Genomic DNA, 25445 nt, shown 5'->3' with positions numbered 1-25445 from the left:
CGGCTCGAGCCGGTGGCGTGCGTGACGAGAGGGTGGGCGGATGCCGGAATGATGATCTCCTCGAATGAGTTAATCGATATACTAGTCACGATTCCAGGGGGTTCTTCCGCACGTGCTCGTCGCTCTCACCGCGCATCAGCGCTCCACGCCGCTCGCTTCACTCGAGCGACTCTCCGTCATCGGAGACGAAGTCGGCACCCGGTTGACAGAGGCCCATGACGCCATCCAGGGTGCCGTCGTGCTCGCGACCTGCAACCGCTTCGAGGCGTACTTCGACCTGCGCGACGACGCCGACTTCCCCTCGACGATCCCGGCGATGGATGCCGCGATGGAAGAGATCGCGAAGCTGAGCGATCTTCCGTACCGGACCGTTCGCGAGACCGTCGACTTCGCTCACGGCAACAAGGTCGCCCACCACCTCTTCTCCGTCGCATCCGGACTCGACTCCGTCGCCGTCGGCGAGGACGAGATCGCCGGCCAGGTGCGCCGCGCCCTCGACGACGCGCGGCGCGGCGGACTGACCACGGCGCCCCTCGAGCACCTCTTCCAGCGGGCCACCGAGACCTCGCGCGCCGTGAAGAACAGCACACGCATCGGCGAGTCGGGCCGCTCGCTCGTGCGACTCGCCCTCGAGCTCGCATCCTCGCGGGTGGCGGACTGGTCCACTGCACGGGTTCTGCTCGTGGGCACCGGCCGCTACGCCGCGGCATCCCTCGCCGCTCTGCGCGACAAGGGTGCCGTCGACGTCCGCGTGCACTCGCGCTCGGGCCGCAGCCGCTTCGCCCAGCGCGAGCACCTCGTCGCCGTCGACGCCGAGCACTACGCCGAAGAGGCGGCAGCCGCCGATGTCATCATCACCTGCACGACCACGACCGACACCTACGCTCTGACCGCTGCCGAGCACGCGGCACGGCGCAGCGGCGCCGACCGCACGCAGCTGATCATCGACCTCGGTCTGCCCCGCAACGTCGACCCGGCGCTGCGCGATGTTCCCGACATCGAGCTGCTCGACCTCGAGACGATCCGCATCCACGCGCCGATCGACGAATTCGCGACGCTCGACGAGGCGCGCGAGATCGTCGCGGGAGCCGCAGCACGGCACGCCGCCGCGCGTCGCGTGCACGAGGTCGCCCCGTCGGTCGTGGCGATGCGCGGCTACATCACCGGCATCCTCGACGACGAGCTCGAGCGGGCTCACCTGCGGGGCGAGTCGCCTCAGGTCGAGGCTGCGCTGCGCCACTTCTCCGGCGTCCTGCTGCATCGCCTGATCGCGCAGGGGCACACGCTCGCCTCCTCCGGTTCGGGTGCAGCCTGGGCCGATGCGGTGGCCACCGTCTTCCCCGCCGCGACCGGAGCGACCTCGCCGGGCGGCACCGTCCCGACCGAGCGCGCCCCGGGCGACGCCGAAGCGGGAGCCGGTCGGTCATGAGCCGGCCGGTGACCCTGAAAGACATCGCGCTGCGCGCGGGTGTCTCGACGGCCGCCATCAGTCAGGCGCTTAACGATCGCGGAAGCCTGCGCCCCGAGACCCGGGAGCGCATCAAGGCGATCGCCGCCGAGCTCGGCTATCAGCCGAACAAGTACGCCGCGGCGCTGCGGAGCGGCCGCACGATGTCGGTCGGCTTCGTCGTTCCCCAGGATGCCGAGCTGGACCTGTCCAAGCGCGGCGCCCTCCACCGCAGCCGGCACATCGGCGCGCTCGTCAGCGCTGCCGCCGATCAGGGCTTCACGGTCACGATGCTGCCCGCGGCACGACCCGATCTGCTCCGTGGTGCGCAGATCGACGTCGTCTACTTCGCCGAGGTGGCCGCCGACGACCTGCTGCTGCGCGAGGCCATCGCCCGCGGCATCCCCGTCGCGACCAATGACCTCTACGTCGACACCGAGCTGTCCATCACCGTCCGCACCGGCTACGACGAGGCGGTGCGCGCGGCGCTCGCCCTGCTCGAAGCCGGTGGGGCCCGGCGAATCGGGTTCCTCGTCGACGATGCGGGCTCGCCCCGCGACGAAATCGGCGAGACCGCGTACCACGCGTGGAGCACCGTGCGCGGCCGTGAACCCCTCGTCGCGTACCTCGACGCGGAGCACGGCACCCTCCCCCGCCGGGTCGGCGAGCTCCGCGATGCCGGCGCGGATGCGATCTTCTCCTTCGCCGAAGAGGGGCCGGCCATCTACCTGCAGCTCGAAGAGATGGACTTCGTCATCCCACGCGACATGCAGTTCGTCGCGCTGTGCACCAGTGACTGCGCCGTGAACACCCGCCTGGGCGTCACGCACGTCTGCGTGCACCCGGAGCTCGCCCCCGCCGCGATGTTCCAGGCGCTCAGCAGCATCCGCGATGCCGCGTCGCCCGACGTCGTCGACCTTCCGTGGGAGATCGTCCGCGGCTCGTCGACGCGCTGACGCGTCAGAACTCGCCGTAGACCTCGAGCGTGTTCGCGGCGACCTGAGCGGACAGCTCCTCGACGTCGACCCCGAGCTCGGCGGCCATGAAGCGCAGCGTCACCGGGATCAGGTACGGCGCGTTGGGCCGCCCCCGGTGCGGAGCCGGCGTGAGGAACGGGGCGTCGGTCTCGACGAGAATGCGCTCGCGGGGCGTGACCGCGAGGGCGTCGCGCAGGTTCTGCGCGTTCTTGAAGGTCACGTTGCCGGCGAAGCTCAGCCAGTAACCGCGGTCGGCGGCGATCCGCGCCATGTCGGCGTCGCCCGAGAAGCAGTGGAAGACCGTGCGCTCGGGCGCACCGACCCGCTCGAGCGTCTGGAGGACCGCGTCATGCGCGTCGCGGTCGTGGATCTGCATCGCGACGCCGTGCTTCTTCGCGAGCTCGATGTGCGCCTCGAAGCTCTCGAACTGGGCGGGCAGCCCGTCCTCATCGGTGCGGAAGAAGTCGAGCCCCGTCTCGCCGATCGCCCGCACGCGCGGCTGCGCGGCCAGCTCGTCGATGACGGCGATGGCCTCGCCGAGCCGGCCCGCCGCAGCGTAAAGCGGCGCCTCATTCGGGTGGATGGCGACGGCGGCGAGGACGCGCGGATGCGATGCCGCCGCCCACGCCGACCAGCGCGACGAGTCGATATCGCCGCCGGCCTGGACGACGCCGATCACACCGACGGATGCCGCGAGCTCGAGCTGCTCCTCCAGGGTGCGCGGCTCGTCACCGTCCTCGATCTCGAGGTGGGTGTGGTTGTCGTAGACCGGCACCGCAAGCGGTTCCGGCGCCTCCGGCCAGCGCACATCCCGCGCCGCCTGGGAGCGCTGGCGCACGTACTGCGACACGTCATCCGTCGACTCGCCACGAAGTGACGATGCCGGGCCGGCTGGATCGGTGTTCTCTGGCGAGTCGGCCATGCTCAGGCGGGCTGCTCGACCCGGGGGAACAGCGGCGCGAGGCCGTTGACCGTCGTACCGGCGGGGAGCACACCCCAGGTGCCGGCGTCGCGCAGCGGCTGGTCCTCGAGCCGGGCGTCGATGCCGAGCGCCACCCACAGCTTGCGCGTCGACTCGGGCATCACCGGAGACAGGAGCACCGCGAGGGCGCGCAGCCCCTCGGCGGCGGTGTACAGGACGGTGCCCAGACGCGCCCGCTGGGCGTCGTCCTTCGCGAGAGCCCACGGCTCGTTCTCGGTGATGTAGCCGTTGAGCGCGTCGACGATCGTCCAGATCGCAGCGATCGCCTCGTCGGGCCGGAACCGTTCCATCGCAGTGTCCGCGGCGACGGCGGCGTCGGCGACGATGCGCTGGATCGCGAGATCGCTCTCGGTGTACTCGGCGGGCGCCGGCACGATCGCCTCGAAATAGCGCTCGATCATCGCGATCGTCCGCGACGCGAGGTTGCCGAACCCGTTGGCGAGCTCGGCCTGGTACCGGGCCGACAGGTCTTCCCATGAGAACGAGCCGTCCTGGCCGAACGCGATGGCCGAGAGGAAGTAGAACCGGTAGGCGTCCGAGCCGAACACGTCGGTGATCTCGGTCGGCGCGATGCCGGTGAGCTTGGACTTCGACATCTTTTCGCCGCCGACGAGCAGCCAGCCGTGCGCGAAGACGCCGCGCGGCACGTCGAGCCCGGCGGCCATCAGCATCGCGGGCCAGATCACGGCGTGGAACCGCAGGATGTCCTTGCCCACGACGTGATACGCGGGCCAGCGCCGCGCGAACTCGTCGGGGTCGGTGCCGTAGCCGATCGCAGTGGCGTAGTTCAGCAGAGCGTCGACCCACACGTAGATGACGTGCGAGGGGTCCCAGGGCACCGTGATGCCCCAGTCGAACGCAGACCGCGAGATCGACAGGTCCTTGAGGCCCGACTTCACGAACGACACGACCTCGTTGCGCGCCGATTCGGGGCGGACGAAATCGGGGACGGTCTTGTACAGCTCGAGCAGGCGGTCCTGGAACTCGCTGAGCTTGAAGAAGTAGTTCTTCTCCTGCAGCAGCTCGAGGGGCTTGGAGTGGATGGCGCAGACCTTGAGGCCTTCGAAGGCACCGGTGCCGTTGACGATCTCGGCCTCGGGCTTGAACTCCTCGCAGCCGACGCAGTACAGCGCCGCGTACTCGCCCGCGTAGATGTATCCGCGGTCGAACAGCGTTTGCACGAATACCTTCACGCGCTCCTCGTGACGCTCCTGCGTCGTGCGGATGAAGTCGTCGTTCGCGACGTCGAGGGTGCGCAGCAGCGGGAACCAGGACTCCTCGACGAGCTTGTCGACCCACTCCTGAGCGGTGACGTTGTTCGCCGCCGCGGCGCGGAGCATCTTCTGACCGTGCTCGTCGGTGCCCGTCAGCATCCACGTGTCGTCGCCCGCCTGGCGGTGCCAGCGCGCGAGCGCATCCACCGCCACCGTCGTGTAGCCGTGCCCGATGTGGGGCAGGTCGCTCGGGTAGTAGATCGGTGTGGTGATGTAGAAGCTGCGGCCGTTGCTCACCCCGAGATTCTAGTTCGAGTGCGCGGACCGCCGCGGCCGTGTGTCGACACAGCGACGCGTCACGCGGTCTCGCGCACGATGAGGGATGTCGGCAGCACGAGCGGCTCCGGGTCACCCCCCGCGATCACCTGCAGCACCATGTCGACCATCGCCGAGCTGATCTCGTTCCACGGCTGACGCATCGTCGTCAGGGGCGGATCGTGCGTCGCCGCGAGGCCCGAATCATCGAAGCCGGCGACGGCGATGTCGTCCGGAACGCGCCGTCCGCTGCGGCGGATGGCGGCGATCGCGCCCACCGCCATGACATCGGATGCCGCGAAGACGGCGTCGATGTCGGGGGCGCGCTCCAGCAGACGGGTCATGGCCGCCGCGCCGGCGTCGCTCGAATAGACGTCCTGCTCGACGAGCTCGGGATCGAACAGATCGCCCATCTCCTCACGGAACCCCTGCAGGCGGTACCGACCGCCCGGGGTGTCGTCGGGCCCGGTGATCACAGCGATGCGGCGGTGACCACGCGAGAGGAGGTGACGCGTCATGATGCGTGCCGACTCCTGCTCGTCGACCGAGACAGTGGGCACGTGCGCGCGATCGCCGAGCGGGACACCGGTGCACACGGTGGGCACGCCCGCTGAGATCAGCGAGGCGAGCAGCGGGTTCGACTCGTGCGACGAGATGAGCAGCACGCCGTCGACGTGCCCCGCGCGCACGTACCGCTCGACGTTCGCCCGCTCGGCCGCGGTGTCGGCGATCATCAGCACGAGGGTCATCGAACGCTGGGCCAGTGCCTCGGTCGCTCCGCGCAGCAGCAGGGCGAAGGTCGGGTCGGCGAAGAGCAGGTGCTGGGGCTCGGTCAGCAGGAAGGCCAGCGAGTTCGACCGCCCCGTCGCGAGACTCCGGGCCGCGTGGTTCGCGGTGTAGCCGGTCTCGCGGATCGCGCGGTCGACGGCGTCCCGCGCCTCGGGCGACACCCAGTGCCCGCCGTTGATGACCCGCGACACGGTGCCGTGCGAGACGCCGGCCGCTGCCGCGACGTCGCGGATGGTCGGTTTGCGCGACGCGCCGGTGGAGCCGTTCACGTCGCGAGCCTACTCCGGACGGGACGTTCACCCGTCTCGCGCCCTGGAGGACGCGCCGAGGCTGGCAATCCTTCTGGGACCGGTCACAGTTCGATAACGGGGCGGGTCGCGGATCGGTCGCGCGCTTACAGTGGTCACACACCCCTGTGACCGGTCACAGTACGACCGGCGCATCTGAGAGACACGAGGACGCGTTTCATGCCTGCGAGCGTTTGGCCGGCCATCGACGGGATCGCCTACGGCGGCGACTACAACCCGGAGCAGTGGCCCCGCGAGGTCTGGCGCGAGGACGTCCGCCTCATGCGCGAAGCCGGAGTGAACCTCGTCAGCGTCGGCATCTTCTCGTGGGCGCTCATCGAGACCAGCGAGGGCGTCTTCGACTTCGACTGGCTCGACGAGATCATCGGCCTTCTCCACGAGAACGGCATCGCCGTCGACCTCGGCACCCCGACGGCATCCCCGCCGGCCTGGTTCTTCGCCGAGCACCCCGATGCCCGCGCCGTCAACCGCGACGGCGTGGTGATGGGCTTCGGGTCGCGCGGCATGGCGTCGCACTCGGCCCCCGCCTACCGCGAGGCGGCCGTGCGCATCGCCTCGACGCTGGCCGAGCGCTACGCCGACCACCCGGCCGTCGTCATGTGGCACGTCCACAATGAGTACGGCGTCCCCGTCGGTGAGGACTACTCCGAGCACGCCCAGCGCTCCTGGCGCGGCTGGCTGCAGGAGAAGTACGGCTCGCTCGACGCCCTCAACGCGGCGTGGGGCACCGCCTTCTGGGGGCAGCATTACGGCGTCTGGGAGCACGTCGGCGTCCCCGCTGCCGCTCCCTCGGTCGTCAACCCCGCGCAGCGGCTCGACTTCGCGCGGTTCACCGACGCCCAGCTGCGCGCGTGCTTCATCGCGGAGCGCGACGCCATCCGGCGGTTCTCGTCCCTTCCGGTGACGACGAACTTCATGGCGAATCAGCACCACGGCTGCGATCTGTGGGCCTGGGCGCGTGAGGTCGACATCGTCTCGGACGACCACTACCTGTGGGCTGCAGACGTCGAGGGCGAGATCGGCCTGGCCATCGCCGCCGACCTCTCACGCTCGGTCGGGGGCGGCAAGCCCTGGATCCTGATGGAGCACTCGACCTCGGCGGTCAACTGGCAGCCGCGCAACGTCGCCAAGCGACCGGGCGAGATGGCGCGCAACTCGCTGTCGCACCTGGGCCGCGGGGCCGACGGCATCCTCTTCTTCCAGTGGCGCGCCGGGCGCTCGGGCGCCGAGAAATTCCACTCGGCGATGCTGCCGCACGCCGGCACCGAGTCACGCGTCTTCCGCGAGGTCGTCGATCTCGGCGCGAAGCTGAATCGCCTCACCGAGGTGCGCGGCTCGCGCGTCCACGCCGACGTCGCGATCCTGTGGGACTTCGAGTCGTTCTGGGCGCAGGACCTCGAGTGGCGTCCCTCGGAGGACGTCTCGCACGACGAGCGGATCCGGGCGTTCTACGAGCGCCTGTGGCGCGACAACATCACGGTCGACTTCGCCCTGCCGGGCCACGATCTCTCCGGCTACAAGCTCGTCATCGCCCCCGCGCAGTACCTCCTGCGTCAGGCTGATGCCGACAACCTCAACCGGTACGTCGAAGCCGGCGGCACGCTGGTCGTCTCGTTCTTCTCGGCCGTCGTCGACGAGAACGACGCCGTGCACCCGGGCGGCTTCGCCGCTCCCCTCGAGCCGTCCCTCGGAATCCGCGTCGAGGAGCACCTGCCGCTGCGCGCGGGCGCGACCACGACGATCGAGTTCGGCGGCGCGTCCCATACCGCCGATGTCTGGCACGAGCACCTGGTGGTGTCGGACGCGGAGACCCGCGCGACCTACGTCGACGGACCGGGCGCCGGGATGCCCGCGGTGACGCGCAAGCGGCACGGAGCGGGCACCGGCTGGTACGTCAGTACTCGACCGGATGCCGCCGGCCTCGCCGCCATCATGGCGGAGGTCTACGCCGACGCGGGCATCGCCCCGGTCGACGCGCCGGCCGGCCTCGAGATCGTCCGCCGCGCGGGCGACGCCGATGACTACGTCATCGCGATCAACCATGCGGCGACGGACGCTGAGCTCGCCCTGGAAGGTGTCGACCTGTTCTCAGGGCGCGCCGTCCGGGGCACGCTGGAGGTGAGTGCGGGCGACGTCGCCGTCATCCGCGCACCGCGCACAGCACCCGGGGGTGGTCACTGACCCACCCCGACGCCGGGAGACAGCCGACGTCTCACGGCATGCACTGAGAAAGCGCCGCCGCCACCCGGCAGCGGCATCCACATCGGTCGTGACGGAGCGACCTCGCACGAGGCCCTTCCGATCGACCACTTCGGAAGGAAGATCCATGCGCAAGATCGGGACCGGAATCGTCGCCATCGCGGCGACCACCGTCCTGCTCGCCGGTTGCTCCGGCGGCAGCACCCCCAGCGACAGCGGCAACGCCGAAGGCGGCTCGGGCGGCGGCTCGCTCGTCGTCTGGACCGACGCCAACCGCGCGCCGGCCATCGAGGCGGCGGCGAAGGCCTTCGAAGACGAGACCGGCACCAAGATCGAGCTGGTCCAGAAGAACTTCGAGGACATCCGCAACGACTTCATCAACCAGGTGCCGACCGGCGAGGGTCCGGACATCACGGTGGGCGCCCACGATTTCCTCGGCTCCTTCGTCTCGGCCGGCGTCGTCGACACGATCGACCTCGGCGACAAGGCCGACCAGATCGAGAAGGTCGCCGTCGACGCTTTCACCTACGACGGGCAGCTCTACGGCTTCCCCTACGCGCTCGAGACGATCGCGCTCGTGCAGAACACCGACCTCGTCGGCGAAGAGGCGCCGTCGTCGTTCGACGACATGATCGCCCGCGCCCAGACCGCGGGCGCCGAGCGTCCGTTCGTCATCAACACGGCGGGTCAGAAGGGCGACGCGTACACGATGTACGGGTTCCAGACGTCGTTCGGCGCCCCGGTGTTCGTGCAGGACGCCACCGGCTCCTACACGACCGAGGTCGGCATGGGCGGCGCGGGCGGCGAGGCTTTCGCCACCTGGCTCGGCGCGCACGGCGAGGCCGGCTCCGGCGAGATCTCGACCACGATCGACTACGACACCAACAACGAGCTCTTCGCCGCCGGTACCGCCGCGTACACGGTTCAGGGCCCGTGGGCGATCGAGGCCCTCACCGCCAACGGTGTGAACGTCAAGGTCAACCCGATCCCGTCGGCCGGCGGCGAGACCGCCGCGCCGTTCGTGGGCGTCCAGGGCTTCTACATCAGCTCGGAGAGCGCGAACAAGCTGCTGGCCCAGGAGTTCCTGACCACCTACCTCGCAACGGATGACGCGCAGCGCGCCCTCTACGAGGCCGACCCGCGCCTGCCCGCGTGGAAGACCCTCGCCGCCGAGGTCTCGTCCGACCCCGTCGTCGCCGGCTTCCTCGCCTCCGCCGCGAACGGCGTGCCGCAGCCCTCGATCCCCGAGATGGGTTCGGTCTGGGACCTGTGGAACGCCGCACAGGTGCAGATCATCAAGGGCGGCGACCCCGTCAGCACCTGGAACACCATGGTGACCGACGTCCAGGCCGCGATCGGCTGACCCCCTCCGGGGGCGGAGCACACCGCTCCGCCCCCGGACCTCTCTCGTGAAGGAGATGCACATGTCGGTCCCCCAGGGAACCGTGAGCGAGAGCGCACCGCCGCCTCGCTCCCCCGACCGCTCGCAGCAGTCAGAACCGCATGGCCGACGCTGGTCGGGCATCGGCTGGGGCTTCGTCGTGAAGCTCGTGCTGATGGCGATCGTCAATGCCTTCGGCCTGATGGGGGTGTTCGCCGCCGTCCAAGCCGAGTCGTGGCTCATCGCGACCGCGGCGGCCGTCCTGCTCGTCGCCGCCGACATCGTGTACTTCACCAAGCGCGCACTGCCGCTGAAGTACCTGCTCCCGGGACTCGCCTTCCTGCTGGTGTTCCAGGTCTTCATCTTCGGCTACACGGCGTACATCGCCTTCACGAACTACGGCGCCGGCCACGTCGGTTCGCAGGACCAGGCGGTGGCCGCTGCCCTGGCCCAGGGCGAGCGACGCATCGATACCTCGCCCTCGTACCCGCTCTCGGTCGTCGAACAGGGCGGCGAGTACGGCTTCGCGATCGTCGACGACGGCGAGATCAAGGCCGGGGCCACCGACCGGCCGCTCGAGGTCGTCGGTGACGCGTCGGGCTCGGGCGCCCCCACCGACGTTCCCGGCTGGAACGTCGTTCCCCGCGGCACCTTCCTCGGCGACCCCGCGCTGCAGGAGCAGATCGTCGAGCTGCGCGTACCGGTCTCGGACGACCCCAACGACGGCTCGATCCGCACGCGCGACGGCTCGACCGGCGCCGTGTACCTCTCGACGCTGACGTGGGATGCCGACGCGCAGACCATCACCGATACGGCATCCGGTGCCGTCTACACGGCAACAGACGACGGCCGATTCGTCTCCGCGGACGGAGCGGCCCTGCCCACCGGCTGGGTCGTGAACGTCGGGTTCGACAACTTCCTGCGCCTCGTCACAGACCCGGGCCTGCTCGAGCCGCTCGCGCTCGTCACGCTCTGGACGTTCGTCTGGGCGGCGCTGTCGGTGCTCATTCCGTTCGCGATGGGGCTCGTGGTGGCGCTCATCTTCAACGACCCGCGGGTGAAGGGCCGCAAGATCCTTCGGACGCTGTTCATCCTCCCGTACGCCTTCCCGGCGTTCATGTCGGCCCTGCTGTTCCGCGGCATGTTCAACGCCGAGTTCGGTGTCATCAATGAGTTCTTCTTCGGCGGCGCGAACATCGACTGGCTCGGCGACCCGTGGCTGGCTCGCATCGCGGTGCTCTTCGTCAACGTGTGGCTGACCTATCCGTACTACTTCCTCGTGTGCACGGGCGCGCTGCAGGCACTGCCGTCCGACACGCTCGAGGCCGCGTCGATCGACGGCGCGGGCCGGTTCCGGCAGTTCCGTGCGATCGTCCTCCCCCTCGTGCTCGTCGCGACCGCCCCGCTGCTGATCTCGTCGTTCGCCTTCAGCTTCAACAACTTCACCGTCATCTACATGTTCAACAGCGGCGGGCCGGCGATCCCCGGCGCGCCCTATGCGCTCGGATCCACCGACATCCTGATCTCCGCGATCTGGGACATCTCGGGAGTCTCGGGCGGCGCTGCCGACTACGGCCTGGCCAGCGCCCTGTCGATCCTCGTGTTCATCGTGGTCGGCGCGATCTCCGCCCTGGCGTTCCGCCAGACCCGCAAGCTGGAGGAGTACCAGTGATGTCCGCAACCACCACCGTCGCCACCCCGCCCAGCCGCGTCGGCGCTCGCCGCCGCCGGTGGCTGCTCGAAGTCGGCTGGAAGTACCTCGTCGCGCTCGTCATCCTCTTCTACGCGATGTTCCCGCTGCTCTACGTCATCTCGGCCGCGCTCAACCCGCGCGGCAGCCTCGCCGCGAGCAACCAGCTGTTCGGCGTCTTCGACCTCGCGAACTTCGCCTCCCTCAGCGGCACGTCGTACTGGACCTGGTACGGCAACACGCTGATCGTGAGCGGGGCGTCGGCGGTCGGCGCCGTCCTGATGGGGGCCGCGGCAGCGTACGCCTTCTCCCGGTTCCGCTTCCGCGGTCGCCGTCCGGGCCTCACGGCCCTGCTCATCATCCAGATGTTCCCGCAGGCGCTCGCCTTCGTGGCGATCTTCCTGATGCTCCTCGCCCTCGGCGAGGTGTTCCCCGCCCTCGGCCTGAACTCGAAGATCGCGCTCATCTGCGTCTACCTCGGCGGCGCCCTGGGTGTGAACACCTTCCTCATGTACGGGTTCTTCAACACGATCCCGATGGAGCTGGACGAGTCGGCCAAGATCGACGGCGCAACGCACGCCCAGGTGTTCTGGCGGATCATCATGCCGCTCGTCACCCCGATCCTCGCGGTCGTGGCCCTACTGGCGTTCATCGCATCGTTCGGCGACTACATCATCTCGAAGATCGTGCTGGTGTCGCAGGACAACTGGACCCTCGCCGTGGGCATGTACCAGTGGGTGTCGAACCAGCTCGCGAGCAACTGGGGCCTCTTCGCGGCCGGCGCGGTGCTCGCCGCGATCCCCGTGCTCGCACTGTTCCTCGGCCTGCAGCGCTACATCATCGGCGGGCTGACCGCCGGCTCCGTCAAGGGCTGACGCCCGAGAACGCACCCTCTCGCCCAAACAACACCCTCCCCGGTACGCACTCGCCGGGACCGTACGCTCTCGCGCGCCCGCGCGCGCCGACCTCGAAGGAGAGGCACATGCCACGAATCATCCCGCGGCTGACCGCGGCCGTCACTGCGGCGGTCCTGTCGCTGGGGGCGCTCGCGCTGCCGGCGTCGGCAGCCGACGACCCGGCGCCAGTCCCGAGCACGATCACCGTGCCGCGGGTCGAGAACCTGCCGGCCGACTTCATCGGCGGCGTCGACGTGTCGTCGGTGCTGTCGCTCGAGGAGTCGGACGTGGTGTTCCGTGACGCCGACGGCAACCCGGGCGACCTGTTCAGGATCCTTCGGGATGCTGGGGTCAGCGACATCCGGATCCGCGTCTGGAACGACCCCTTCGACGCCGACGGCAACGGGTACGGCGGTGGCGACGTCGACGTCACCCGGGCGATCGAGATCGGCCGTCGCGCGACGGCGGCGGGCCTGGGCGTCCTGGTCGACTTCCATTACTCGGACTTCTGGGCAGACCCCGCCAAGCAGCAGGCTCCGAAGGCCTGGGCGGGCATGACCGTCGACGAGAAGGTCGCGGCGACCGGGGCGTTCACGCGCGACGCGCTCATACGATTCCGCGACGCCGGGGTCGACGTGCGAATGGTGCAGGTCGGAAACGAGACCAATGGCGGCATCGCCGGGGTGACCGGGTGGGATGACATGGCGCGGATCTTCAGCGCCGGGTCGGCCGCGATCCGCGACGTCATGCCCGACGCCCGCGTCGTGCTGCACTTCACCAACCCCGAGCGCCCCGGGTTCTACGCGGGCGTCGCCCGGGAGCTCAAGGCGCGGGATGTCGACTACGACGTGTTCGCGTCGTCGTACTACCCGTTCTGGCACGGCACGCCCGAGAACCTCACGGCGGTGCTGTCGCAGATCGCCGAGACGTACGACAAGAAGGTGCTCGTGGCCGAGACGTCGTGGGCGTACACGCTCGACGACGGCGACGGACACCCGAACGTCGTGAAGACCCCGGAAGACGCGACGCGCTACCCCGTGAGCGTGCAGGGCCAGGCCGCCGCCGTACGCGACGTCGTGCAAGCCGTGGCGAACGTGGGCGAGGCCGGGCTCGGCGTCTTCTACTGGGAGCCCGCGTGGCTGCCGGTCGGTCCGCCCGAGCAGCTCGAGTCCAACCGCGTGCTCTGGGAGCGCGACGGATCCGGCTGGGCGTCGAGCTACGCCGGCGGCTACGAGCCCCATGACGCGGGACAGTGGTTCGGCGGTTCCGCGTGGGACAACCAGGCCCTGTTCGACCACGACGGCTACCCCCTCGCGTCGCTGAACGTGTTCTCGTACGTGCGCACCGGCGCGATCGCTCCGCGGACCGTCAGCGATGTCGAGCGTGTCGCGCTCACCGTCACGGACGGCGACCCGATCGCGCTGCCCGACACCGTCACCGTGTCGTACACCGATGGGACGACCGAGGAGCAGAGCGTCGACTGGACCCCGGGACCGGATGCCGTCGACGGCGTGGGCGTGCACACCTTCTCGGGCACCACCTCGGCAGGCCATTCCACGTCGGCGACGGTCACCGTCATCGCGCGGAACCTGCTCCGCAACGGCGGCTTCGAAGACGCGGACGTCTCGATGTGGCGCTCGGAAGGAGGCGGCCTGACCGTGCGGGCGGAGGACGATCCTCGTACCGGCACGTACTCGGCGCACTTCTGGGCCGACGCCGCGTACGGCTTCTCCCTCGCGCAGGAGGTCGTCGTGCCGGAGGCGGGCTGGTACACCGCCTCCGCGGCCGCCCAGGGTGGGGCCGCCGGGGCCGACGGACGCCTGCAGCTCAGCCTGTCCAACGAAGCGGCTGCTGCCCGCGCGCTGCCTGCGGAGACCGGCTTCGCCCTCGACGGCTGGCGCGTGTGGTCGACCCCGGTCACCGACGCCGTGTTCGCGTCAGCGGGCGATACGCTCACCGTCCGGATCGCAGGCGACCTGCCCGCCGGCGCCTGGGGGACGATCGACGACGTCGCGCTCGTCCGCGCAGCACCCGCGGCGGACTTCGCGGCGCTGACCGCGGCGACGGTCGAGGCCGCCTCGCTGGACCGGTCGATGTACACCGCGGCATCCCTCGCCGCGGTCGACGCGGCACTGGCGTCTGCGCGCTCGGTCCTGGCGGCCCCGGCGACGCCGCAGGCGGAGGTCGACGCCTCGACGACGACGCTCCGGGCTGCGCTCGATGCGCTCGTCGGGCTGGTGCCCGCCCCCGAGGCATCCGCACCTGCGCTGCCCGGCACGGCGTCCGCGCTCACCGCCGGACCCGATGCCCTGGCAGCATCCGGCGGCGCACTCCCCCTCGCCGCGCTCACGGCCGCCGCGCTTCTCGTGTTCGTCGGTCTGCCCCTCGCCGTCCGGCGGGGCGCCCGCATGCGGCGCAGCTGACGCCGAAGACGCACCGTCGTCGCGAGAACGTGCCCGATACGGTGCGTTCTCGCGGGGTCGGTGCGTTCTCGCGCGAACGGGCCCGCGTCAGGACCCAGCGCGGGCGGCGAGAGCGGCCTGATACAGGTCGCGGGACGACAGGCCGGTCGCGGCCGCGACCTCGGCGGCGGCCTCCTTGAGCCGGATGCCGTCGGCGACGAGCCGCTGCACCTGCGCGAGCGCGTCGGCGGGGTCGATCTCGCGCGCCCCGGCGCCCTCCACCACGATGACGATCTCGCCGCGGACGCCGTCGGCAGCCCACTCGGCGAGCTCATCGAGCGTGCCGCGCGCCACCTCCTCGTGCAGCTTCGTCAGCTCGCGGCAGACGGCCGCTCGGCGGTCGCCTCCGAACGCCTCGGCCATCGCCCGCAGCACCTCGGCGATGCGCGACGGCGCCTCGAAGAAGACGAGCGTGCGCTGCTCGCCGGCCAGCTGGTCGAAGAGCCGGCGCCGGTCCCCCGGCTTGCGGGGCGGGAAGCCCTCGAAGGCGAACCGGTCCGTCGGAAGCCCGGAGACGGCGAGCGCGGCGAGCACGGCGCTCGGGCCGGGCAGGACGGTCACGGTGACCCCTGCTGCCGCCGCAGCGGCGACGAGCCCGAACCCGGGGTCGCTGACCGTGGGCATCCCGGCGTCGCTGAGGACGAGGACGTCTTCGGTACGGGCGCGCTCGACAAGCTCGACGGCTCGCTGCTTCTCGTTGTGGTCGTGAAGGGCGATCAGACGGGGACGGTTGGTCACCCCGAGGGCCTGGAGCAGGCGCTGGGTGGTGCGTGTGTCCTCGGCGGCGATGGTCGTCGCCTGTTCGAGCGCGGTCACGAGCCGCGTCGTGGCGTCGCCGAGGTTGCCGATGGGCGTCGCGGCGAGGATGATCACCGCCCCAGCATAGGCTGGCGACGTGACGACGACCGCTGAGCCGCTGCTCCCCGAGAGGCGTCGGCCGACCCTTCTCGCCCGGTGGCACGCCCGCTTCAGCGGCGACCCGGCCTTCGCCCGGCGGATGGCCTGGATCGCACCGCTGGTGATCACGCTGATCGCCGCCGTCCTGCGGATGTGGAACCTGGCTCATCCCCACGCCGTGGTCTTCGACGAGACCTATTACGTCAAGGACGCCTGGAGCCAATGGGTGCTCGGGTACGCCGCAACCTGGCCGGACGGCGCCGACGAACGCTTCCTCGCGGGCGAGACCGACATCTTCACGACGACGGGCAGCTTCGTCGTGCACCCGCCGCTCGGCAAGTACCTCATCGGGCTGCCGATGGCCCTGTTCGGCGCCGACTCGACCTTCGCCTGGCGCCTGGGCACGGCCCTCGCCGGCACGGCGTGCGTGCTCGTGCTCTACCTCCTCGCACGCAGCCTCACCGGTTCGATCGTCTTCGCGTCGCTGGCATCCGGCCTGCTCGCGATCGACGGCCTCGGGATCGTGATGAGCCGGGTGGCGCTGCTCGACATCTTCCTGACGTTGTTCACCCTGCTGGCGTTCTGGTTCGTCGTGCTGGACCGCGAACGCAGCCGGGTCGTTCTCGCCGAGCGCATCGCGGCGCGATGGGACGACGTCGGCGCCCCCGCCTGGGGACCGGTGCTGTGGAACCGCCCGTGGGTGATCGCCGCGGGTGCGGCGGCCGGCGCGGCGACAGCGGTGAAGTGGTCGGGCGTCTGGGTGCTGGCGGCGATCGGCATCTATCTCGTCGTCAGCGATGCCCTCGCCCGCCGCAGCGCCGGCATCCTGTTCTGGCCCGCCGACGCGACGGTCCGGCAAGGGGCGGTGTCGTTCGTGCTGCTCGTGCCGGTGGCGCTCGTGGTGTACCTCGCGTCGTGGACCGGCTGGTTCGTGACCGACGGCGGGTACGACCGGCACGCTGCGGACGCGAACCCCGCGACCGGATTCTGGTCATGGGTACCCCTGTCGCTGCAGAGCCTGTGGCGATATCACGAGTCGATGTACGGGTCGACGGCCGGGATGTCGACTCCCCACGCCTACGCGAGCCCCGCGGCGCAATGGCCGCTCCTTCTGCGCCCGACCTCGATGTACGCGGGCAGCACGCCCGGCGGAACCGGTTCGTGCACCGACCCCAACGGCTGCTGGGAGATCCTGTACAGCATGCCGAACCCCATCGTCTGGTGGGCGGGCGTCGCGAGCGTGCTGTACCTCGTCTACCTGTTGTTCCGCACCCGTGACGGCGCGTACGGCATCGTCCTGACCGGTGTCGTCGCGACGTACTCGCCGTGGCTGCTCTTCCCCGAGCGCACGATCTTCCAGTTCTACACGGTCCTGATCCAGCCGTTCCTCCTGCTCGCTCTGGTGTTCGTCATCCGATCGGCGGTCCGGTCCGCGCGTCGCGATCGAGGAACCACCCGCGGCGTCGAACGCGTCGTCATCGTGTTCCTCGGCCTCGTCCTGGTCCTCGCCGCATTCTGGTTCCCGCTATGGTCGGCGATCTCGGTGCCCTACGAGTTCTACCGGCTGCACAACTGGCTGCCCGGCTGGGTCTGACGCCCGCCGCGCGCGGCACCGTAGGCTAGGCGCGTGTTCCGCTACCCGACGCCCGACGACACCCGCGGCGCGGGGTTCGCGATGGTCACCGATCACTTCGCCCTGCTGCTCGGTCCGGGTGCCGGCGAGGCGCTCGCCGCTGCGGTGTGGGAGGCGATGACGGGAAGGGATGCCGCGTTCGAGGACGTCCTCTCGGCGATCGCGGCCGTCGGCATCGGAGCCCTGCCCGATTTCGCCCTCGTCGAGGTCGTCGACGCCGGATCGAGCGCGGTCTCGGTCGCCGTCCGCGGCGCGGCCACGATCGACCTGCACGGTCCGCAGCGCAGCAGCTATGCCGGAACCGGCGTCGGGACGTGGGTCGAGGGATCGGCTCAGCACGTGGCCGGCATCTCGCTCGGGCTCGGCACCGAGCCCGGTCGCTCACTGCTCCCGATCGGTCGGGGCGTCGTCCGCACCGACGCCCTCGAATGGGGCGCGACCGCACGCGCCGCCGTCGCGGCGATGACGGCTTCCGCCGCATCCTCCGCGGACCCCGTTGCCGCGCTCGAAGACGCCGACCCGCTCGAGACCGTCGCCGTCGACCGACGCGCGCTGACCCCGCCCTTCGGGCCGCGACGGCGCCCGCAGCCCGAACCCGAGTCCGAACCCGAACTGGTATCGGAACCGGAATCGCCTCGGGAGGCGGAGGTCGACGACAGCACGGTCCTCGGGTCCCGTCGCGCCCCCGCCCCCGTAGCCGACGCACCCGCATCCCACCGGTACGTCCTGCGTCTCGAGCCCGGCGGCGACTACCCGCTCGACCGCCCCATTGTGCTGGGGAGGGCGCCCCGTGCGGCGCAGCATCCCGGCGCCCGGATCGTTGCCGTGCCCTCGCCCCGCAAGGAGGTGTCGGGAACTCACGTGGAGGTCCGGCTCGACGATGGCGCGCTCGTCGTGCGCGACCTCGGCTCGACCAACGGCACCATCGTGCGCGACGCTTCGGGCGAAGCCGGCCTGCTGCGGAGCGGCGCTGCCTCGCGCGTCTCCCCCGGGGCCGTGCTCGATCTCGGCGACGGGATCCGCGCGACTTTCGAGTCGCTCTCGTGAGGCGACGACAAGCGATTTCCCGGCCCGACCTCGGTGTGTTAGAAAAATCTCACCGGATTCGGATTCCGGGGGACGATGACATCGCGCCCCCGTTGACAGGGGGTGCATGACTGTGGCGTCGAGACTGCCCTCCGCGCCGCCCGGTCTTGCGGGATTCACCTACGTCCGCCCCCTCGGAACCGGTGGGTTCGCCGATGTCTTCCTCTTCGAGCAGAACCTCCCGCGCCGTCCTGTCGCCGTGAAGGTGCTCCTCGAGGACATCGTCGACGAGAACCTGCTCCGCATGTTCAATGCCGAAGCCGACGTGATGGCGCGTCTGAGCTCGCATCCCTCGATCCTGACCATCTACGAGGCCTCGATCTCCTCCGATGGTCGGCCCTACATCGTGATGGAGTACTGCCCCACCTCCCTCACCAATCGCTACCGCCGCGAGGTGATCCCGGTCGCGGAGGTGCTGCAGCTCGGCGTGAAGATCGGCTCGGCGCTCGAGACCGCGCACCGTTCCGGACTGCTCCACCGCGACATCAAGCCGTCCAACATCCTCATCACGACCTTCGGAACTCCGGTGCTGTCGGATTTCGGCATCGCCGCCGCCATCTCGGGCCGTTCCGACGGCGACGAGGTGTTCGCGATGTCGGTGCCCTGGAGTGCTCCCGAGATCATCGACGAGCGCATCTCGGGCTCGGTGACGGCCGAGGTCTGGGGACTCGGGGCGACGCTGTACTCACTCCTCGCCGGCCGCAGCCCGTTCGAGCGTGCCGGCAGCGGCCAGAACAGCCGCGAGCAGCTGAAGTCGCGCATCCGGAAAGCGTCGTACACACCGATCGGCCGCGGCGACGTGCCCGAGCGCCTGGAACAGGTCCTCGCACGCGCGATGAGTCGCGATCCGGGTGCGCGGCACGCCACGGCAGCCGACCTCGCCCACGACCTGCAGCTCGTCCAGCACGAACTCGGACTCCCGCACACTCCGATGGAGGTCGCCGTCGACGAGTGGGCCGCGGCTGGCGCCAGCGTCGACTTCGCCGATGACCGTGCGCGCGGACCCGTCCGTCCGTCGGTGGCATACGAGTCGCGTCGCCCGGCGCGGGCAGCGAAGGCCGTCGACCGTCGCCCCGATGAGGGGACGATCCTCGCCGGGGCCGAGCCGACCCGCCGTCTCGGCACCGCCGCGCGGGTCGCGCTGATCGCCGGCGGCGCTCTGCTGGTGGCCGGAGCCGGAGCGGCGACGACGCTCCTCATCGTCGGCGGAGGGTTCTGAGATGGCGCGGCGCGAGAGCACGCGACCCCGCGTGCGCCGGACCACCTGGATCGCCGCGGGCGCCGTGACGGCGGTCCTCGCGGTCACGGCGGCCCTGGCGGTCGTGTGGCCCGGATACGACGCGCAGCAGACGCCGCCCGACGACCCGACCGTGTGGGCGCTGCAGAACGGCGCCGGCAGCGGATACGCCCGTGTCAACCTCGAGCTCGGCGAGATCGACACCGTGAAGCAGGTCGACAACGGCAGTGCGGTCGCGCAGACGACGGACCGTCTGTTCGTCTACAGCGACGGCGCCTCCCAGTTCTCCGATGTCGACATGGGGCGTCCCGCCGACCTCACGGACGACGCGGAGGACGCTTTCACCCCGACGCCTCCGGGAACCGCCGACATCGCCGTGACCGGCGACGCGATCGCGTACCGGACGGACGCCGGCGCCGTGTTCGGGTCGAGCCTGTCCGGCGGCGGCGAAGGCATCCCGATCGATCCGTACGCCGACGCCGAGGTGCCCGAGGGCGAGGAGCGGCCCCGCTTCGTCGCTACCGCCGTCGCCGTCGACGCGGCAGGCGTGGTGTACGCCTATTCGGCCGACGAGGGTCGTGTGGTCCGCGCCGACTCGCGCACGGGCAGCATCTTCGGCGAAGACACCGGACCGGCGGAGCTCGAGACGGCGCAGCTCAGTGTCGTCGGAACCCGCTGGGTGCTCCTCGACGAAGCGACCGGCGACGTCTGGCTGCGCGGCCGCGACGAGCCCATCACGACCGACCTCGCCACCGGCGCGCGGCTGCAGGATGCCGCTCCCGAGGGAGACCGGGCTTACGTCGCCGACGCCGAGGGCGTCGTGGCCGTCGATATCTCCGGCGGCACCGCATCGCGGGTGCTCGACCGCCCCGGCGCCGGCACCCCGGCCAAGCCGGCCGTGCTCGACACGACGGTGTACGCCGCGTGGCTCGGCGACGGTGAATCCGCCGGCTCGCTCTGGTCGAGCGCCGATCCCGGCGCCGTGACCGACCTGGATTACCGGGGCGCTGACATCGGCGACAACGTCGACCCGGCATTCGTCGGAAACGGCACCAGGCTCGCACTCAACGATCGCCGCTCCGGCTGGGTGTGGAACGTCCCGGACGGGGCCCTCATCGCATCGTCGCAGCAGTGGGACCTCGATCGCCAAGTCGAGGTCGAGCAGCAGGATGATGCCACCTCGGAGCGCGTGGTCGACCCCAAGCCGCCGGTGGCCGTCGACGACGCGTTCGGCGTCCGCGCCGGCTCGGTGACGCTCCTGCCCGTCCTGCTCAACGACCACGACCCGAACGAGGACGTGCTGAGCATCGACCCGGCCTCGCTCGAGAACCTCGATCCGGCATTCGGCACGGCGTCCATCACGGGCGCGCAGCAGCAGCTGACGGTCGCGGTCTCCCCCGAGGCCTCCGGCACGGCGACGCTCCGCTACCGCGTGACCGACGGCACTGCCGCCGACGGCCTGCTCTCCGAGGTCGCCACCGTCACCCTCACGGTCGTCCCCGACGATCAGAACAGCCCGCCGGTGTGGTGCGGCGTCGAGGGATGCCTCGCGACGTGGCCATCGCTCACGGTGGCTCCCGGCGGAACCGTCTCAGCGGAGCTGCTCGAGGGCTGGGTCGATCCGGAGGGCGATCCGGTCTTCCTCGCCGGCGCGACCAACGACACCGGCGTGGGAACCGTGACGACGTCGCCCGAGGGGACGCTCACTTACCAGCATCCCGATCCCAACACGACGGAGGGATTGGCCGTGACCATCACGGTCACGGTCTCCGACGCGCGCGGAGCGACGGTGACGCAGCCGCTCACGATCACCGTGACCCCGACGCCCGAGCTCACGGCTGAGTCGTTCGCCGTTACGGGAGTCGTCGGTGAGCCCCTGGATGTGTCCGTGGCGCCGTACGTCGCCGGCGCCGCCGGGCCGGTCTCCCTCACCGGCGTCGTGCCGCTCAACGAGGCGCAGACGACGGCGGCGGCGAACCCCGCCGCCCTCAGCATGGTCGTGACCGCCTCGGCCCCCGGTTCATATCTCGTGCAGTACAACGTGCGGGATTCGCTGACAGAGGCCACCGCGATGGTGCGCGTCACGATGCTCGCGCCCGAATCCGCGGGCATCACGACCCCGCCTCTCACGGCGTTCGTGCGGCCGAACGAGGACGCGACCATCGACGTCGCCGCGGCGGTGTCGAACCCCGCCGGTTCGGTGCTGCTGCTCAGCGACATCCGCCCCGAGAGCGATCCCTTCGCATCGTTGGGCGTCGACCTGGTCGGGCAGAGCCTGCTGCGGGTCAGCGGGACGACCGACTCGGGAGAGCCGGGGCGCCTCGGCGTCGTGCGGTACACCGTCTCGGACGGGACCGGCAGTGCAGCCGCGACAGCCCAGGGCGAGCTCACCGTGGTCCTGCTGCCCTCGGCCAGCGCCGAGCCTCCCATCGCGGTCGACGATGCTGTGACGGTGCGAGCGGGCACGCAGATCGACATCCCCGTGCTCGCGAACGACACCGCCCCGTCGGGCGCGCTCATCGCGATCGACCCGTCGTCGATCGTGAACGAGACCGGCGGCGGACTCGCCTTCGCCACCAGCCGTCTGCTGCGCTATCTCGCGCCCGAGCAGGCCGGGACGTACGCGCTGACCTACACGGTCTTCCGGCTGGGCTTCCCCGAGGTCACCGATACGGCCCGCGTGACGGTCACGGTCGTGGGCGACGAGTCGAATCAGGCTCCGCTCCCGCGCACGCTCGTCGGCCGTGTCCTCAGCGGGCAATCGGTCAGCATCCCCCTCGACGGCTACGCGGTCGACCCCGACGGCGACCCCGTCGTGCTCGATCGGATCGTCGCGCAGCCCGAGCAGGGGTCGGCGACGATCTCCGCAGACGGCTCGGCCATCATCTACACGAGCCCGGACGGCTTCAGCGGTCAGGTCAGGTTCCCGTACGCCGTCCGGGACCCCAGTGGCGCGACCGGCACCGCGGATGTCCGCGTCGGTGTCATCGACACGCAGACCGACCCGAGCCCGGTCACCTACAGCGACTACCTGCAGGTGCAGGTCGGCGCCGAGAGCACGGCGGTCGTGCGGCCCACCGACAACGACATCGATCCCGCGGGGAGCGACCTCGAGCTGATCGGCGTCGCCCCCAACGCTCAGGAAGGCTCGAGCGAGTACGAGACCCTGCAGAGCCTTATCGGAACCGTCGAGAACGGCGCCGTGACGCTGCGGGCCGGCGACGTGCTCGGCACCTTCTCGTACACCTACAGCGTGAGGAACGAGCGCGGCGACACCGCCATCGGACTGATCGTCGTCAAGACGGTGCGCGAGCCGGTGCCCGACTATCCCGTCGTGCGCGACACCGTGCTGACGCTCGAGAACCGTGAGGACTTCCCGCAGGGCGTCGATGTCCTCGACGGCCAGGTGTCGTGGAACACCGGCGACGTCTCGGGCTTGCGTCTCTCGCTCTGGGGCGAACCGGCGGATCTCGACGTCGACGGCTGGAAGATCTCGGGTGAGCTGCCCGAGCGATCACGCCTCATCCCCTTCGAGGTGACCGGAACCGCCTTCGACGGCACCGAGGTCACGTCCTACGGATTCCTCCGCGTGCCCGGTGAGGCCGACGTCCGGCTCGCGCTGCGTGAAGGCTTCCCGCCCCTGCAGGTGCGCGAGAAGGAAAGCGTCGAGGTCGACCTCGCCGACGCGGTGCGCGTGCCCCGCGGCGCGACCCTGGTCATCGACGACGGCATCCGCACGGGCGGCGCGCGCGGCGAAGCCGTCTGCAGCGTCGTATCGGGCACCACGATCCGTTACGCCGCGGGCGCCGGCGCACCGTGGACCGACAGCTGCATCGTGCCCGCGCGGCTGAGCACGCAAGACGTCCCGACGTTCCTGACGCTCCGCGTGACCGTCGAGGCCGAGATCCCGCAGCCGACTCTGCGGAGCGCGTCGCTGACCGTGAGTCCCGGATCGACGCAGACCTACGACCTCGCGCAGATGGTCCAGTGGGCCGGCCGCGCCGACTGGGAGTCGGTCCGCTACGCCGGTTCGTACGGCGGAGACCAGTTCACCGTCACAGTCGACGGAAACACGGCGACGGTGACGGCAGCGGATGCCGCGCGCCCCGGCCGCCAGGAACCCGTCGCGATCTCGCTCCCGAGTCACTCCGACGCCGCACCGGCGAACCTCCTCCTGACCGTCGGTCCGGCACCGTCGACGCTCCCCAAGGGCGGGTCGGCGGTGCAGACCTGCTCGCAGTCCGGCGGCGCGACTTCGTGCACGATCGAAGTGATCGGCGGCGCCGGCGAGGTCAACCCGCTGCCCGGCACGCCCCTGCGGCTCGTCGGAGCCAGCGGCCCCGGCAACTGCACCGGGGTGTCCTTCTCCCGGGCGAGCGACACCGCGGTGCGCGCGACGTGGAGCTCGGATGCGCCGGGCGCGGCCGAGTGCACGGGGAGTTTCACCGTCGAGGACGCGCAGGGGCGGCAGTCCAGCGGTGCGCGCAACGGACAGGTCATCCTCGACCTGCAGGGCCTTCCGGCGAATCCCGCCCGCATGGAGTGGACCGCGTACACCGGCGACTCGGTGAGCCTGCGTGTGACCTCCGATGGCGGCTCCTACCCCGCGGTCCAGGGCTACCGCATCACGGCAGACGGGCGCGAGGTCGCCACCTGCCCGGCCTCCGGGTCGTGCTCGCCGATCTCCGCGCCCGTCGGCGAGAAGATCACCTACGAGGCCCGCGCGTACAGTTCGGTCGGCGAATCGCGATCGACCGTCCGCGCGCAGGCCTGGGCCTACCGCCCGCCGGCACAGCCCGCGGGATCGTCGTTCGAGCCGGTGCCCAACGGCCGCGACGGCGGACGCGCGACCATCACCGTGACGGGACTCGACGCCACGACCGGCAGCGTCCGACTGACCGGCGGCCGCCAGGGATCGGACACGCGTCCGGTGGTCGGCGGTACCGCGACCTTCACGAACTACGACGTCGGCTCCAACTCCGCGACCACGCTCACTGCGACGCCGCTGACGACCTTCGACCTGCCTCCCATCGCGGCGGGCTCGAGCGAAGGACAGTCGCGTGCCGTGACGGCGCACGGAGTCGGGGCCCCGGGCCTGACCCTGTCGGAGACCAACACGTCGAACTCGATGCGCGTGACCGCATCGGTGACCTCGAACGGCGATGGGACGCAGACCCTCATCGGCTTCAGCGACGTCTCGGCCGACGCATGCGTGCCCACCGGTTCGGCGACGAGTCAGCAGTTCGAAGCGCAGGCGTTCAAACGCAAGACGGTGTGGGCATGCGCTGAGCACACGTTCAACGGCAAGAAGGGCTTCGGCGTCACCGGCGCCGAGATCTCTGCGCGTCCCGTCGGCAACGTCGAGGCGCCGGACGGGATCACGTTCTCCGTGAACACGCGGCCGAACGGCGATGGGACGACGTACACCTATGACGCCCGGCTCAATCAGCCGACCAACCCCCCGTTTGACGACGCGCAGTTCCGCCTGCTGCAGGGTGGCAACCCGGCCCGCGACTTCGCGCCGAGTTACAACGGACCGGTGACTGGCTGGTCGGGACAGTGGTGCGACACGTTCCTCGGCTACCCGACCAATTGCTCGGATGCTTCACCCATCGGTCCTGCGTCGTCCACGGCTTCCTTCCCGGTTCAGGTGTCCGCGAACTCGCTACCGTCGTGCCGTTCGGATCAGACGTCGGTTCCGGCTTGGAATCCGCCCGGTCTCCCGTCGGGCACGTATTCGGTGGCCTCCGAGGCCGTCGGCGGCACGGGCGCGGTACGAAGCAACCGTTACACGATCACGTGGGCGGGGCCTTTGTCCAGCTTGCAGAAGCTCACCCTCGAACGCACCTGCGAACAGATCGCCGCACCGGAACCGACTCCCACCGACCCCGCCGGCGGTGCCGGCGACGGCACCCCCTGACCCCCGCCGCAC

15 protein-coding genes are annotated in these 25445 nt (G+C 70.6%); 11 read left to right on the top strand and 4 right to left on the bottom strand.

Annotated elements, in window-relative coordinates; translation table 11 throughout:
* The first annotated feature begins 112 nt into the window (after positions 1-112).
* Both ACI2K6_RS00200 and ACI2K6_RS00195 read left to right on the top strand, forming a co-directional pair.
* The gene (locus ACI2K6_RS00200; protein WP_269266062.1) at positions 113-1429 is read left to right on the top strand and encodes a glutamyl-tRNA reductase; all 1317 of its coding nucleotides are present in this window, start codon (positions 113-115) and stop codon (positions 1427-1429) included.
* An 8-nt stretch (positions 1430-1437) separates the two neighbouring features.
* Positions 1438-2403 carry a LacI family DNA-binding transcriptional regulator gene (locus ACI2K6_RS00195; RefSeq protein ID WP_274179546.1) on the top strand — a complete coding sequence of 322 codons (966 nt, stop codon included), beginning with the start codon at positions 1438-1440 and terminating at the stop codon, positions 2401-2403.
* A 4-nt stretch (positions 2404-2407) separates the two neighbouring features.
* On the opposite strand, the gene ACI2K6_RS00190 is transcribed toward ACI2K6_RS00195, so the two are convergent.
* Genes ACI2K6_RS00190 through ACI2K6_RS00180 form a run of 3 tightly spaced genes read right to left on the bottom strand, consistent with a single transcriptional unit; the run spans position 2408 to position 5993 of the window.
* Positions 2408-3346 carry a TatD family hydrolase gene (locus ACI2K6_RS00190; RefSeq protein ID WP_274179547.1) on the bottom strand — a complete coding sequence of 313 codons (939 nt, stop codon included), beginning with the start codon at positions 3344-3346 and terminating at the stop codon, positions 2408-2410.
* A gap of 2 nt (positions 3347-3348) precedes the next feature.
* Positions 3349-4917, bottom strand: a complete 1569-nt coding sequence (metG, locus tag ACI2K6_RS00185; RefSeq protein WP_404567693.1) for a methionine--tRNA ligase — start codon at positions 4915-4917, stop codon at positions 3349-3351.
* Positions 4918-4976: 59 nt separating this feature from the next.
* Positions 4977-5993 (bottom strand): LacI family DNA-binding transcriptional regulator, encoded by a 1017-nt coding sequence (locus tag ACI2K6_RS00180; RefSeq protein WP_274179549.1) that lies wholly within the window; start codon positions 5991-5993, stop codon positions 4977-4979.
* 198 nt (positions 5994-6191) lie between these two features.
* On the opposite strand from ACI2K6_RS00180, the gene ACI2K6_RS00175 reads away from it, so the two are divergent.
* The 5 genes from ACI2K6_RS00175 to ACI2K6_RS00155 all read left to right on the top strand — a co-directional run bounded on the left by ACI2K6_RS00175 (position 6192) and on the right by ACI2K6_RS00155 (position 14621).
* Positions 6192-8213 (top strand): beta-galactosidase, encoded by a 2022-nt coding sequence (locus ACI2K6_RS00175; protein ID WP_404567691.1) that lies wholly within the window; start codon positions 6192-6194, stop codon positions 8211-8213.
* 145 nt (positions 8214-8358) lie between these two features.
* Positions 8359-9594, top strand: coding sequence for an extracellular solute-binding protein (locus ACI2K6_RS00170; protein ID WP_112617969.1), 1236 nt, complete (start codon positions 8359-8361; stop codon positions 9592-9594).
* 61 nt (positions 9595-9655) lie between these two features.
* Positions 9656-11284, top strand: coding sequence for an ABC transporter permease subunit (locus tag ACI2K6_RS00165; RefSeq protein ID WP_114589280.1), 1629 nt, complete (start codon positions 9656-9658; stop codon positions 11282-11284).
* Entirely contained in the window at positions 11284-12177 is an 894-nt protein-coding gene (locus ACI2K6_RS00160; protein WP_269266054.1) for a sugar ABC transporter permease, read from the top strand. The genes ACI2K6_RS00165 and ACI2K6_RS00160 overlap by 1 nt, the downstream gene beginning before the upstream one ends.
* Before the next feature lie 107 nt (positions 12178-12284).
* On the top strand, positions 12285-14621 hold the full coding sequence (locus ACI2K6_RS00155) for a glycosyl hydrolase 53 family protein (RefSeq protein ID WP_404567690.1): 2337 nt from the start codon (positions 12285-12287) through the stop codon (positions 14619-14621).
* 87 nt (positions 14622-14708) lie between these two features.
* On the opposite strand, the gene rsmI is transcribed toward ACI2K6_RS00155, so the two are convergent.
* Positions 14709-15533, bottom strand: a complete 825-nt coding sequence (gene rsmI, locus ACI2K6_RS00150; protein WP_323985826.1) for a 16S rRNA (cytidine(1402)-2'-O)-methyltransferase — start codon at positions 15531-15533, stop codon at positions 14709-14711.
* Between the two features lie 22 nt (positions 15534-15555).
* On the opposite strand from rsmI, the gene ACI2K6_RS00145 reads away from it, so the two are divergent.
* The 4 genes from ACI2K6_RS00145 to ACI2K6_RS00130 all read left to right on the top strand — a co-directional run bounded on the left by ACI2K6_RS00145 (position 15556) and on the right by ACI2K6_RS00130 (position 25433).
* Positions 15556-17151 carry a phospholipid carrier-dependent glycosyltransferase gene (locus tag ACI2K6_RS00145; RefSeq protein WP_323985827.1) on the top strand — a complete coding sequence of 532 codons (1596 nt, stop codon included), beginning with the start codon at positions 15556-15558 and terminating at the stop codon, positions 17149-17151.
* Positions 17152-17184: 33 nt separating this feature from the next.
* Positions 17185-18237 (top strand): FHA domain-containing protein, encoded by a 1053-nt coding sequence (locus tag ACI2K6_RS00140; protein ID WP_323985829.1) that lies wholly within the window; start codon positions 17185-17187, stop codon positions 18235-18237.
* A 106-nt stretch (positions 18238-18343) separates the two neighbouring features.
* A complete protein-coding gene (locus tag ACI2K6_RS00135) occupies positions 18344-19495 on the top strand; it encodes a serine/threonine-protein kinase (protein ID WP_323985831.1) in 1152 nt (383 codons plus the stop codon).
* Between the two features lies 1 nt (position 19496).
* Positions 19497-25433, top strand: coding sequence for an Ig-like domain-containing protein (locus ACI2K6_RS00130; RefSeq protein WP_404567688.1), 5937 nt, complete (start codon positions 19497-19499; stop codon positions 25431-25433).
* Positions 25434-25445 lie beyond the last annotated feature (12 nt).

This window comes from Microbacterium sp. NPDC006705 (assembly GCF_044903545.1).
In the GTDB taxonomy this organism is placed as follows: domain Bacteria; phylum Actinomycetota; class Actinomycetes; order Actinomycetales; family Microbacteriaceae; genus Microbacterium; species Microbacterium plantarum.
The sequence above is the reverse complement of the archived record's forward strand: the minus strand, read 5'-3'. Positions and strand labels throughout refer to the sequence as shown.

What these genes read in the sequence shown, in the direction of transcription:
- ACI2K6_RS00190 (WP_274179547.1), bottom strand. Translation starts at nt 3,346, where the DNA reads ATGGCCGACTCGCCAGAGAACACCGATCCAGCCGGCCCGGCATCGTCA.
- ACI2K6_RS00175 (WP_404567691.1), top strand. Translation starts at nt 6,192, where the DNA reads ATGCCTGCGAGCGTTTGGCCGGCCATCGACGGGATCGCCTACGGCGGC.
- ACI2K6_RS00170 (WP_112617969.1), top strand. Translation starts at nt 8,359, where the DNA reads ATGCGCAAGATCGGGACCGGAATCGTCGCCATCGCGGCGACCACCGTC.
- ACI2K6_RS00165 (WP_114589280.1), top strand. Translation starts at nt 9,656, where the DNA reads ATGTCGGTCCCCCAGGGAACCGTGAGCGAGAGCGCACCGCCGCCTCGC.
- ACI2K6_RS00160 (WP_269266054.1), top strand. Translation starts at nt 11,284, where the DNA reads ATGTCCGCAACCACCACCGTCGCCACCCCGCCCAGCCGCGTCGGCGCT.
- ACI2K6_RS00155 (WP_404567690.1), top strand. Translation starts at nt 12,285, where the DNA reads ATGCCACGAATCATCCCGCGGCTGACCGCGGCCGTCACTGCGGCGGTC.
- ACI2K6_RS00135 (WP_323985831.1), top strand. Translation starts at nt 18,344, where the DNA reads ATGACTGTGGCGTCGAGACTGCCCTCCGCGCCGCCCGGTCTTGCGGGA.
- ACI2K6_RS00130 (WP_404567688.1), top strand. Translation starts at nt 19,497, where the DNA reads ATGGCGCGGCGCGAGAGCACGCGACCCCGCGTGCGCCGGACCACCTGG.